Origin of the sequence: Pseudomonas sp. HMWF021, from assembly GCF_003061005.1 — a bacterium.
Lineage (GTDB): Bacteria > Pseudomonadota > Gammaproteobacteria > Pseudomonadales > Pseudomonadaceae > Aquipseudomonas.
On record NZ_QAIK01000131.1, the window covers coordinates 7,611 to 18,774 of the forward strand.

Here is an 11,164-nt window from a genome sequence, read left to right on the forward strand (position 1 = left end):
TTGCTTGACACACCGCCTTCGCGAGCAAGCCCGCTCCCACATTGGGTTGCGTCCTTCCAATAAGTAATGTGCTTTTTCTCACTCAAGGGTTGATTAATCGGCGCCATGACCGCAGTAATTCATCTTCCAGAAGGGATTTCCCCTGCAGACTCCGAGGCCAGGTTCATGAGCGTTATCGATCTTCGCAGCGACACCGTCACCCAACCGACTCCTGCCATGCTCGACGCGATGACTGCGGCGGCCACCGGTGACGACGTGTACGGCGAAGATCCGACGGTCAATCGTCTGGAGGCGGAACTGGCAAAGCGCCTGGGTTTCGCCGCCGCGCTGTTCGTCCCGACCGGCACCATGAGCAATCTGCTGGGCCTGATGGCGCACTGCGAACGGGGCGACGAATACATCGTCGGCCAGCAGGCGCACACCTATAAGTACGAGGGCGGTGGCGCGGCGGTGCTCGGTTCGATCCAGCCGCAACCGCTGGAGTTGCAGGCCGACGGTTCGCTGGATCTGGATCAGGTCGCGGCAGCGATCAAGCCCGATGACTTTCACTTCGCCCGCACCCGTTTGCTGGCGCTGGAAAACACCATGCAGGGCAAAGTGCTGCCGCTGGATTATCTGGCCCGCGCGCGCCAATTTACGCAAGACCACGGTCTGGCGCTGCATCTGGATGGCGCGCGGTTGTACAACGCGGCGGTCAGGCTTGGGGTGGATGCCCGCGAGATCACGCAACATTTCGATTCGGTGTCGGTATGCCTGTCCAAAGGCCTTGGCGCGCCGGTCGGTTCGGTGCTGTGTGGCACTGAGCAACTGATCGGCAAGGCCCGTCGCCTGCGCAAAATGGTCGGTGGCGGCATGCGTCAGGCCGGGTTGCTGGCAGCGGCGGGGCTGTATGCGCTGGAGCACCACATCGAACGCCTGGCAGATGACCACGCCAACGCGCAATATCTGGCCGAAGGCCTGCGCGAGGCCGGGTACAGCGTCGAGCCGGTGCAGACCAACATGGTTTACGTGCAAATGGGCGATCAGGCTGAAGCGCTCAAGGCGTTTGCCGCCGAACGCGGGATCAAGTTGAGCGCCGCGGCGCGCCTGCGCCTGGTCACGCACATGGATGTCAATCGCTCGCAAATCGAGCAAGTGATCGCGACATTCGTCGAGTTTTCGCGCAAGTGACAGCGTTAGCCGTCCAATTGACCGTTACTATCGTATAAACACGCTGTACCCCGCGCGAAGGGCCGATATAATGCGGCCCTTTGCCGTCGTTTCGTCTGTTGACGTTTCGTACAGGCCTTTGGCCGCAGCCTCCGTGGAAGAACCTAATGAAAAGCGCAGAAATCCGTGAAGCCTTCCTTCGCTTCTTCGAAGAGCAAGGCCACACCCGTGTAGCCTCCAGCTCTTTGATTCCGGGCAACGACCCAACCCTGCTGTTCACCAACGCGGGGATGAACCAGTTCAAGGACTGCTTCCTGGGCCAGGAAAAGCGCGCGTACACCCGCGCAACCAGCAGCCAGAAGTGCGTGCGTGCCGGTGGCAAGAACAGCGACCTGGAAAACGTCGGTTATACCGCTCGTCACCACACATTTTTCGAGATGCTCGGTAACTTCAGCTTCGGTGACTATTTCAAGCACGACGCGATTACCTTCGCCTGGACCTTCCTGACCGGCGTTTTGAAACTGCCGAAGGAAAAACTCTGGGTCACTGTTTACGCCTCCGACGACGAAGCGTATGACATCTGGACCAAAGAAATCGGCGTGCCGGTCGAGCGCATGATCCGTATCGGCGACAACAAGGGCGCGCCTTACGCGTCCGACAACTTCTGGACCATGGGCGATACCGGCCCGTGCGGCCCGTGCACCGAGATTTTCTACGATCACGGCGACCACATCTGGGGCGGCCCACCGGGTTCGCCGGAAGAAGACGGCGACCGTTACATCGAGATCTGGAACAACGTGTTCATGCAGTTCAACCGCACCGCCGATGGCGTGTTGCATCCGTTGCCAGCGCCGTCGGTCGACACCGGCATGGGCCTGGAGCGGATCAGTGCGGTGATGCAGCACGTCAATTCCAACTACGACATCGACCTGTTCAAGAACCTGCTGAAGGCTTCGGCCGAAGCCATCGGTTGCGAAAACGGCGATCAGTCATCGCTTAAAGTGGTGTCCGACCACATTCGTTCGTGCGGTTTCCTGATCGCTGACGGTGTACTGCCGTCCAACGAGGGTCGCGGCTACGTGCTGCGCCGGATCATTCGTCGCGCCTGCCGTCACGGCAACAAGCTGGGCGCTACGGGCAGCTTCTTTTACAAGATCGTCGCGGCGCTGGTCGCCGAGATGGGCGAAGCCTTCCCGGAACTGAAGTCGCAGCAGAGCAACATCGAGCGCGTACTCAAGGCCGAAGAAGAGCAGTTCTCCAAGACTCTGGAGCACGGCCTGAAGATCCTCGAGCAGGATCTGCTGGAACTCAAAGGCACCGTGGTGCCGGGCGACGTGGTGTTCAAACTCTACGACACCTACGGTTTCCCGATGGACCTTACGGCAGACATCGCTCGCGAGCGCGGTCTGACCGTCGACGAGGTTGGTTTCGAGCGTGAAATGGAAGCCCAGCGGGTGCGTGCGCGTTCCGCCAGCTCGTTCGGTCTGGACTACAACACCCTGGTCAAGGTTGATGTAGCCACCGAGTTCACCGGTTACAAAGACACCAGTGGTTCGGCAAAAATCGTCGCCATCTATAAAGATGGCCAGTCGGTCGACGTCTTGAATGAAGGCGAAGAGGCGGTGATCGTGCTGAACCAGACGCCGTTCTACGCTGAATCCGGCGGCCAGATCGGCGACTGCGGTTTCCTCCAGGCGGGCAACGCACGTTTCGACGTCCGTGACACCACCAAGACTGGCGGCGCCTTCCTGCACCACGGCGTGCTGGATTCCGGCAGCCTGACCATTGGCGCACCGGTGGAAACGCATGTGGATGCCGAAGTGCGTCACGCGACCTCGCTGAACCACTCGGCCACCCACTTGCTGCACGCTGCATTGCGTCAGGTGTTGGGCGAGCACGTTCAACAGAAAGGTTCGTTGGTGGACAGCCAGCGTCTGCGCTTCGACTTCAGCCACTTTGAAGCGATCAAGCCTGAGCAGATCAAGGCGCTGGAAGATATCGTCAACGCCGAGATCCGCAAGAACTCCGCAGTTGAAACCGAAGAAACCGACATCGAAACCGCCAAGCAGAAAGGCGCGATGGCGCTGTTCGGCGAGAAGTACGGCGACAACGTGCGCGTGCTGAGCATGGGCGGCGATTTCTCCGTCGAGCTGTGTGGCGGTATCCACGCCAACCGTACCGGCGACATCGGCCTGCTGAAAATCATCAGCGAGGGCGGTGTGGCATCGGGCGTGCGTCGTATCGAGGCAGTCACCGGTGCTGCGGCACTGGCCTACTTGAACGCCGCGGAAGAACAACTCAAGGAAGCGGCCAACCTGGTCAAGGGCAGCCGCGACAATCTGATCGACAAGCTGTCGGCCGTGCTGGAGCGCAACCGCGCGCTGGAAAAGCAACTCGAGCAGTTGCAGGCCAAGGCCGCCAGTGCAGCGGGCGACGATCTGTCGAACTCGGCAGTCGACGTCAAGGGCGTGAAGGTTCTGGCCGCACGTCTGGATGGTCAGGACGGCAAGGCGCTGCTGGCGCTGGTCGATCAGCTGAAAAACAAACTCGGCCGCGCAGTGATCCTGCTCGGCAGTGTCCATGAGGAAAAGGTCGTACTGGTTGCAGGTGTAACCAAGGACCTGACTGGCCAACTCAAAGCCGGTGATTTGATGAAACAGGCTGCTGCGGCAGTGGGCGGGAAGGGCGGTGGTCGTCCGGACATGGCGCAGGGCGGCGGTGTCGACGCCGGCGCACTGGATGGCGCACTGGCGCTGACCGTTCCATTCGTCGAGCAGGGTTTATAAGACGGCCCGCCGGGCCCGCAGTCTAGTGGCGGGCCCGGCGGCTGTTCGAGTGATTATTGGGCGCCCTTCATGGGCAGAGGCGGCTTTGAAATGGCTTTGATCGTACAGAAATTTGGAGGCACCTCGGTCGGCACTGTCGAGAGAATCGAGCAGGTCGCCGACAAGGTTAAGAAATTCCGCGATGCCGGCGATGACCTGGTGGTTGTGCTGTCTGCAATGAGCGGCGAAACCAACCGTCTGATCGATCTGGCCAAGCAAATCAGTGGAGACGTGCAACCGGTTCCCCGTGAACTGGACGTGATCGTTTCCACCGGTGAGCAGGTGACGATTGCGCTGTTGGCCATGGCGCTGATCAAGCGCGGTGTGCCGGCGGTGTCTTACACCGGTAATCAGGTGCGGATCCTGACGGACAGTGCGCACAATAAAGCGCGTATCTTGCAGATTGATGACCAGAAGATTCGTGGTGATCTGAAAGCAGGTCGCGTGGTGGTTGTCGCCGGTTTCCAGGGCGTCGACGAGCACGGCAACATCACCACCCTCGGCCGTGGCGGTTCCGATACAACGGGCGTGGCACTGGCGGCTGCATTGAAGGCTGATGAGTGCCAGATCTACACCGACGTCGATGGTGTCTACACCACTGACCCGCGTGTGGTGCCGGTCGCTCAGCGTCTGGACAAGATCACCTTCGAAGAGATGCTGGAAATGGCCAGCCTCGGTTCCAAGGTGCTGCAGATCCGTGCGGTGGAATTCGCCGGCAAGTACAACGTTCCGCTGCGCGTACTGCACAGCTTCAAGGAGGGTCCGGGCACCCTCATTACTATTGATGAAGAGGAAACCATGGAACAGCCGATCATTTCCGGCATCGCTTTCAACCGCGATGAAGCCAAGCTGACCATCCGTGGCGTGCCAGACACCCCGGGCGTGGCGTTCAAGATTCTCGGCCCGATCAGTGCCGCGAACATCGAAGTCGACATGATCGTGCAGAACGTTGCGCACGATAACACCACCGACTTCACTTTCACCGTGCACCGCAACGACTACCAGGCTGCACAGAATGTGCTGGAAAATACCGCTCGCGAGATCGGTGCCCGGGAAGTGGTCGGCGACACCAAGATTGCCAAGGTCTCGATCGTCGGCGTCGGCATGCGTTCCCACGCAGGCGTGGCCAGCCGCATGTTCGAATCCCTGGCGAAAGAAAGCATCAACATCCAGATGATCTCGACTTCGGAAATCAAGGTTTCCGTGGTGATCGAAGAGAAGTACCTGGAACTGGCCGTGCGCGCCCTGCACACGGCTTTCGAACTGGACGCTCCAGCCCGTCAGGGCGAGTAATCCGGTCACTTGAAGGGCGCGGTCTGACCGCGCCCTTTATTTTTTGAATGGCGCGAGCCCCTGAACTGTTCTTTTGCTCGCGCTGGTCAATACTCAGGCATGTAGGGCTACGATCGCTCCGGTTGTAGGTCGGGTGCCTTTTTTTTGCAGACTGTTGTTCCTGAAAAGAAATGCGTGAGGAGAAAGGTATGCTGATTCTGACTCGTCGGTGCGCAGAAAGCCTGATTATCGGTGATGGCGAAATCACCGTGACCGTGCTCGGCGTCAAAGGAAATCAAGTGCGTATCGGCGTCAACGCCCCGAAAGAGGTTGCCGTGCACCGTGAGGAAATTTACCTGCGTATAAAGAAAGAGAAGGACGAAGAACCAAGCCATTAATTTTTATCGATTTTTATGTTTGCAAACGGGGAAGAAGCTGGTTAATATACGCCCCGTGTTGCGGAGAGCTGGCCGAGTGGCCGAAGGCGCTCCCCTGCTAAGGGAGTACACCTCAAAAGGGTGTCGGGGGTTCGAATCCCCCGTTCTCCGCCATTATTTGCTTAGTACGTTGTAATCTGGCTTTTTCTGTAAGTTATTGAATTTATTAGAAAAAGTGGTTGGAATAGAGATTAAACGGGCTATAATGCGGCGCAACAAAATGCACTCGTAGCTCAGCTGGATAGAGTACTCGGCTACGAACCGAGCGGTCACAGGTTCGAATCCTGTCGAGTGCACCATTTAAGAGTTGTTTGTAGCGATATAAGCAGCTCAGCTTCAGCCAGTTGTGGTCTGGTTTAAAAACACAAATGCACTCGTAGCTCAGCTGGATAGAGTACTCGGCTACGAACCGAGCGGTCACAGGTTCGAATCCTGTCGAGTGCACCATTTAAGAGTTGGTTGCAGCAATGCAGGTAACTTGGCTTCAGCCAGTTGTGGTCTGGTTTAAAAACACAAAATGCACTCGTAGCTCAGCTGGATAGAGTACTCGGCTACGAACCGAGCGGTCACAGGTTCGAATCCTGTCGAGTGCACCATACACCGGAAAGCCCGCGTTTAACGCGGGCTTTTTGCTGTCCGGGATTTGGTTTTTCCTTTCACGCATCCTCTCTCATCAAAATCCACTTGAGCGCTGCGGCCTCGTTTCAGGTCGTACCGGTAGCTCGTCGTCGACGTTCGAATATTCACCTTGTCCGGTTTGCCGAGCGCGCTTTCGACATCCTGTTGGCTCATGCCGGCAATCACTCGCTGATTGATGATTGCTTCGCGTCGCTGCCTGGCATCGATCAGGTTTCCGCATTTGTCCTCCTGGCTGCCAACAATGCCTGGTTCACGTCCCTTGATTGTCATTCCGGATATTTCCTCGTGGTTGTGTTCCGGCATGATCGGTACGACGGATCCGGGCGAGTAGGGGTGAACCTGCTGCACTGAAAGCTGTTCATCGCCCGCGCAACTCATACTGGTGAAGGTGATGCCACCGTCGGGCGCTTCGCAGCGATGAAGAGTAGTGGCAGCCTCTGCGGGCGGCAGGCAAAGCAGACTGACGACTACAAAACGGGATGTTCTGGATAGCATTCGACGTCCTCCATGACGGTCTACGCTCAAGGGTAGTCGCTACATTTTTCACCCGTGGTGTGTTTTCTTTTCAAGATGAGTCGTCGCATCAGCACGGGTCAGGACAGAACTCAGATTTGTTTCGCAAGCGCTTGTTTCGACCGCGATTTTTTAACGTTTAAAACCGTCAGGCGGTGTATCATTGCGCCCGTCAGCCCCGCCGGGGCTTATGGAAAACCTCCATGGACTTACCCAGTAGTTGCTCGTTAGCCCGTTTCACCAATCATGAATTGACTGATTGATCCTTCCGGCGTGCCCCGCTGCTGGGAGTGGAGTTCGCCTATGTCCGAAATCGAAGTAAAGAAAACACAGGAAAGCCTGCAGGATCGTCTGGCTCAGGTCGTTGAGCTGCTGCAGCGCCAGAAGGTCGTCGAAGACCTGACTCATCGCCAGGAAGGCGCGCACCAGGACCGGGTTGAAAACCTGGTTCACCGGCAAAACCTCGTCGAACTGCAGCGCAAACTCGATGATCTGCACTCCGCTGACGTTGCCTACATCCTCGAAGCCTTGCCGCTGGACGATCGTCTGACGCTCTGGCAACTGGTCAAGGCTGATCGCGACGGCGACATTCTTCTCGAAGTATCCGATTCGGTTCGTGAAACGCTGATCGCCGACATGGACGATCACGAGCTCCTGGCTGCGGCCAAGGACATGGACGCCGACGAACTCGCTGACCTGGCCTCCGAGCTGCCGCGAGACGTTGTCCATGAATTGATGGAGACGCTCGATCAGCAACAACGCGAGCGCGTGCGTTCGGCCCTGTCCTATGACGAGGAGCAGGTTGGTGCGCTGATGGACTTCGAGATGGTGACCATCCGTGAGGATGTCAGTCTTGAAGTGGTCTTGCGTTACCTGCGTCGCCTGAAAGAATTGCCAGGTCATACCGACAAGCTATTCGTTGTTGATTACGATGGCGTACTCAAGGGCGTACTGCCGATCAAGCGTCTACTGGTCAATGATCCGGACAAGCAGGTGGCTGAAGTCATGGCCAGCGATCCGGTAAGTTTCCATCCCGACGAAGATGCCTATGACGCTGCTCAGGCGTTCGAGCGTTATGACTTGATCTCCGCGCCTGTCGTCGACAAGAACGGCAAGCTGATCGGCCGTCTGACCATCGACGAAATGGTCGACCTGATTCGTGAGGAGAGCGAAAGCGAAGTCCTCAACATGGCGGGTCTGCGTGAAGAGGAAGATATCTTCGCCTCCGTCTGGAAATCTTTGCGTAACCGCTGGGCGTGGCTGGCGATCAACCTGATCACGGCATTTGTCGCTTCGCGGGTGATCGGTCTTTTCGAAGGCTCGATCGAGAAGCTGGTGGCGCTGGCGGCGCTGATGCCGATTGTGGCGGGTATTGGCGGTAACTCCGGCAATCAGACGATCACCATGATCGTGCGTGCCATGGCGCTTGACCAGGTGAGCACCGGTAATACCTCACGCCTGATGCGCAAGGAACTGGCGGTGGCGTTGATCAACGGTCTGGTCTGGGGTGGGGTGATCGGCGTGGTCGCTTACCTGCTCTATGGCAGTTGGTCCCTGGGTGTGGTGATGACGGCAGCGATGACGCTCAATCTGCTGCTTGCGGCGCTGATGGGGGTGCTGATCCCGATGACGCTAGCGAAGATGGGGCGCGACCCGGCCATGGGTGCCAGCGTGATGATCACGGCCATGACCGACAGCGGTGGCTTCTTTATCTTTCTGGGGTTGGCAACAATCTTCCTGCTCTGATTCGCCGCCATGTAAAAGCCCGCCAATTGGCGGGTTTTTTTGTGCCTGTGTATTTATCTTTGCTTGTGTATTTATCTGTGGCGAGGGGATTTATCCCCGATTGACTGCGCAGCAGGCCCTCTTCTGGGTCGCTGCCTAACCCGTCGAGGATAAATCCCCTCACCACAAAGTCCGCCTCGGGTTGTCGTGATTAAAATCCGGGCAAAAAAAAGCCAGCACTTATGCTGGCTTGAGATATTCGGTGTAACTCAGGACGCGTCTGCGGCCATTTCTGCATCGTGAGCAATCAGCGACACCAGAGCGTTCTGTTGACGGTGAGACAGTTGGCGGAAGCGTTGCAGCAGCTCGCGCTCGTGCAGCGAAAGCTCTGGACTGTCCAGGCGCATGCTCAATTCTTCGCCCAGTGCGCCTTCCTGAATAAGACTCTGCTCAAGGCGCGCAATGATCTCGGAGTTCATGCTGCGATGATGATTGCGAGCCACCTCGGCAATGCGTTCACGCATTCCGTCTGGCAGACGTACGACGAACTTGTCAGCCGTACGGCTGGAATAAATTGCCTGTTTCAATGGGCGCATATATTTAACCGGTTAGTTCAGGGGAGCGGTTCTCGGGATTGGCCGCAGGATGTGTGATAGGACAAGCATCCCCGCCAAATGGTTCAACCTGAATTGTTAAGAGGCCGGCATCATGCCTCAAAATTGCCAGATCATTGGCGTCAATTCTGTGACAAATATTGAGCTGGGTAAAGGCGTAATGCCAGCACCAATTATCAGAAATGCGGACTGGTTGGAAACTTTGCCTTGTCTGCATCACTGCCCGCGTCCTGATGCGCATCTGTTAATGTCCGAAGACTTGAGGACGTGCATGCTATGCGGCGTTCTATCCTTGCTCCCTATATGTGTACAGGATAGTGGCAAATTGCCGATTTACTAGGGGCGAACACCCGCTGGAGGGCGTTTTCAGGATGGATGGCAAGCTAATTTATCTTATGGGGCCTTCCGGTTCCGGCAAGGACAGTCTGATCGAGGCTGCGCGCGTTCCTTTGCGTGAACTGAATTGTGAGGTCATGCGTCGGGTCATCACACGATCAGCGGAGTCAGTGGGGGAGGATGCCATTGGCGTAACACCTGAGGAGTTCGAGCAAAAACTGCTGGCTGGTGACTTTTCTCTCGCATGGCGTGCTAATGGGTTGGCATACGGCATCCCGATAGAAATGGACAAGTGGCTGCATGCCGGGCGGCACGTATTGGTGAACGGTTCGCGCGCCAACTTGCGTCAGGCGCTGGAGCGTTATCCGACATTGTTGCCAATTTTGTTGACGGTCAAGGATGACGTCTTGCGTGAGCGCTTGCTTAAGCGGGGGCGAGAGGCGCCTGATCAAATTGAGGCAAGGCTCGCGCGCAATGCGCTCTTCAGGGATAGAAGGGCAACTGACCTGCCCGTGCATCTGATCGACAACTCAGTCGATCTTGCGCAAGCCGTCAGGCAATTACTCGATTTTATTCGGCTTAACGCAGTACCGGATCAAACTTGATCCTGCGGCCGGCCACCAGGGCCAATACAAACATTACCGCAAACACGCCGCAGCCGATCAGGGGCAGGGTCACTTCGGTTTCTTCGAATAGCGAAAAATGCGCTACGCCACTCAATAAGGCGAGGATCAAAAATCCCGCGGCTGATCTGGACATTCTGTACTCCTGAAAATGTTTCAAAAAACCAGGCGTTCGGTTTTGTGCGCGGGCAGTACCTGCTCTTCTGGCTCACTGACCACCTGCGTGCTGAATCCGCTCTGATCACTCAGAACTGCCCACTGCGGCGCTTTCTGCACCTGCAAGTAATGTGGCATCCGCTGGGCCACTGGTTCAGCGCTCTCTGGAGCAAAATGAAAACCAACCAAAACCGCCAATGCGATTGCGTTTGCAAGCAGGAGAGTGCTGTTCATGGCGCGTACACCGATTGTTCTGTTGTGGAAACAGACAAAGCAGCTGGCGTGCCAATAGTCTAACTGCTGTTAAGTCCTTTAAAAACAAGCATTTGGGAAGAATAGGCGCGAACCGGGGGTTGCAACCTGCAATAGTGTCTCGGTTCCAAGGATGCAAATTGCACGGTAAATCATCCCACGGCATAGCGAGGCGCGTGCCTACACTGAAAAAGCAGAGCGGACGACATGACAAATCACGGGCTGGCCGTTAACATGCACGCCGTCTGTCGCGGTGCGTCTGCCTGCGGCATCTGATTGTCTCAGTAGCTCAATTGGATAGAGCATCCCCCTCCTAAGGGGAAGGTTGGCAGTTCGAACCTGCCCTGGGACACCATCTATTTCTGCTTCTCCTTTCTATATGTCGACTCCATCCTTTTGGGCTTGATGGTTGGGGCAGCGGATGTTCCTCTTCTATATGGCTGCACGGAGGGTGAAACCGTCTCTGTTGCAGGGGATTGGGTTTCTGATCAGGAAGTTAGAAAAGAGGTGTTGACAGCAGCGTGCAACGCTGTAGAATTCGCCTCCCGCTAACGAGAGATCGGAAGCGCAAGTGGTTGAAGTTGTTGAAGAAATCTTCGAAAACTTCTGAAAATAATCACTTG

Annotated in this window: 10 protein-coding genes and 5 tRNA genes; 11 read left to right on the forward strand and 4 right to left on the reverse strand. The window is 56.8% G+C overall.

What is annotated here, in order from left to right; all coding sequences use genetic code 11:
• Positions 1-165: 165 nt before the first annotated feature.
• From ltaE to DBR18_RS18015, 8 genes are all read left to right on the forward strand, one after another.
• Positions 166-1,170, forward strand: coding sequence for a low-specificity L-threonine aldolase (gene ltaE, locus DBR18_RS17980; RefSeq protein WP_108591314.1), 1,005 nt, complete (start codon positions 166-168; stop codon positions 1,168-1,170).
• Between the two features lie 146 nt (positions 1,171-1,316).
• Positions 1,317-3,935, forward strand: a complete 2,619-nt coding sequence (alaS, locus tag DBR18_RS17985) for an alanine--tRNA ligase (protein WP_108591315.1) — start codon at positions 1,317-1,319, stop codon at positions 3,933-3,935.
• Positions 3,936-4,025: 90 nt separating this feature from the next.
• Positions 4,026-5,267, forward strand: a complete 1,242-nt coding sequence (locus DBR18_RS17990) for an aspartate kinase (RefSeq protein WP_108591316.1) — start codon at positions 4,026-4,028, stop codon at positions 5,265-5,267.
• Positions 5,268-5,455: 188 nt separating this feature from the next.
• Entirely contained in the window at positions 5,456-5,644 is a 189-nt protein-coding gene (gene csrA / locus DBR18_RS17995; protein ID WP_002554426.1) for a carbon storage regulator CsrA, read from the forward strand.
• 62 nt (positions 5,645-5,706) lie between these two features.
• Positions 5,707-5,797 (forward strand) — tRNA-Ser (locus DBR18_RS18000).
• Positions 5,798-5,905: 108 nt separating this feature from the next.
• Positions 5,906-5,982: transfer RNA gene (locus DBR18_RS18005), tRNA-Arg, on the forward strand.
• A gap of 71 nt (positions 5,983-6,053) precedes the next feature.
• Positions 6,054-6,130 (forward strand) — tRNA-Arg (locus DBR18_RS18010).
• A 72-nt stretch (positions 6,131-6,202) separates the two neighbouring features.
• Positions 6,203-6,279: transfer RNA gene (locus tag DBR18_RS18015), tRNA-Arg, on the forward strand.
• A gap of 19 nt (positions 6,280-6,298) precedes the next feature.
• Here DBR18_RS18015 and DBR18_RS18020 read toward each other — a convergent pair.
• On the reverse strand, positions 6,299-6,817 hold the full coding sequence (locus DBR18_RS18020; protein ID WP_108591317.1) for a cell envelope protein SmpA: 519 nt from the start codon (positions 6,815-6,817) through the stop codon (positions 6,299-6,301).
• Between the two features lie 321 nt (positions 6,818-7,138).
• Between DBR18_RS18020 and mgtE the strand changes: the two genes are divergently transcribed.
• On the forward strand, positions 7,139-8,581 hold the full coding sequence (mgtE, locus tag DBR18_RS18025; RefSeq protein WP_108591318.1) for a magnesium transporter: 1,443 nt from the start codon (positions 7,139-7,141) through the stop codon (positions 8,579-8,581).
• 248 nt (positions 8,582-8,829) lie between these two features.
• Here the strand turns inward: mgtE and DBR18_RS18030 are convergent, their stop codons facing one another.
• Complete coding sequence (locus DBR18_RS18030) at positions 8,830-9,156, reverse strand: Arc family DNA-binding protein (protein ID WP_003178899.1); 327 nt, start codon at positions 9,154-9,156, stop codon at positions 8,830-8,832.
• A gap of 389 nt (positions 9,157-9,545) precedes the next feature.
• Between DBR18_RS18030 and phnN the strand changes: the two genes are divergently transcribed.
• Positions 9,546-10,115 carry a phosphonate metabolism protein/1,5-bisphosphokinase (PRPP-forming) PhnN gene (gene phnN / locus DBR18_RS18040; protein WP_108591320.1) on the forward strand — a complete coding sequence of 190 codons (570 nt, stop codon included), beginning with the start codon at positions 9,546-9,548 and terminating at the stop codon, positions 10,113-10,115.
• On the opposite strand, the gene DBR18_RS18045 is transcribed toward phnN, so the two are convergent.
• Both DBR18_RS18045 and DBR18_RS18050 read right to left on the reverse strand, forming a co-directional pair.
• Positions 10,090-10,269, reverse strand: coding sequence for a PA3371 family protein (locus DBR18_RS18045; protein ID WP_108591321.1), 180 nt, complete (start codon positions 10,267-10,269; stop codon positions 10,090-10,092). The genes phnN and DBR18_RS18045 overlap by 26 nt on opposite strands.
• 20 nt (positions 10,270-10,289) lie before the next feature.
• Complete coding sequence (locus tag DBR18_RS18050; protein WP_108591322.1) at positions 10,290-10,523, reverse strand: hypothetical protein; 234 nt, start codon at positions 10,521-10,523, stop codon at positions 10,290-10,292.
• Positions 10,524-10,819: 296 nt separating this feature from the next.
• Between DBR18_RS18050 and DBR18_RS18055 the strand changes: the two genes are divergently transcribed.
• A tRNA-Arg gene (locus DBR18_RS18055) sits at positions 10,820-10,896 on the forward strand.
• Positions 10,897-11,164 lie beyond the last annotated feature (268 nt).

What these genes read in the sequence shown, in the direction of transcription:
- csrA (WP_002554426.1), top strand. Translation starts at nt 5,456, where the DNA reads ATGCTGATTCTGACTCGTCGGTGCGCAGAAAGCCTGATTATCGGTGAT.
- DBR18_RS18020 (WP_108591317.1), bottom strand. Translation starts at nt 6,817, where the DNA reads ATGCTATCCAGAACATCCCGTTTTGTAGTCGTCAGTCTGCTTTGCCTG.
- phnN (WP_108591320.1), top strand. Translation starts at nt 9,546, where the DNA reads ATGGATGGCAAGCTAATTTATCTTATGGGGCCTTCCGGTTCCGGCAAG.
- DBR18_RS18045 (WP_108591321.1), bottom strand. Translation starts at nt 10,269, where the DNA reads ATGTCCAGATCAGCCGCGGGATTTTTGATCCTCGCCTTATTGAGTGGC.
- DBR18_RS18050 (WP_108591322.1), bottom strand. Translation starts at nt 10,523, where the DNA reads ATGAACAGCACTCTCCTGCTTGCAAACGCAATCGCATTGGCGGTTTTG.
- DBR18_RS17990 (WP_108591316.1), top strand. Translation starts at nt 4,026, where the DNA reads ATGGCTTTGATCGTACAGAAATTTGGAGGCACCTCGGTCGGCACTGTC.
- alaS (WP_108591315.1), top strand. Translation starts at nt 1,317, where the DNA reads ATGAAAAGCGCAGAAATCCGTGAAGCCTTCCTTCGCTTCTTCGAAGAG.
- DBR18_RS18030 (WP_003178899.1), bottom strand. Translation starts at nt 9,156, where the DNA reads ATGCGCCCATTGAAACAGGCAATTTATTCCAGCCGTACGGCTGACAAG.
- ltaE (WP_108591314.1), top strand. Translation starts at nt 166, where the DNA reads ATGAGCGTTATCGATCTTCGCAGCGACACCGTCACCCAACCGACTCCT.
- mgtE (WP_108591318.1), top strand. Translation starts at nt 7,139, where the DNA reads ATGTCCGAAATCGAAGTAAAGAAAACACAGGAAAGCCTGCAGGATCGT.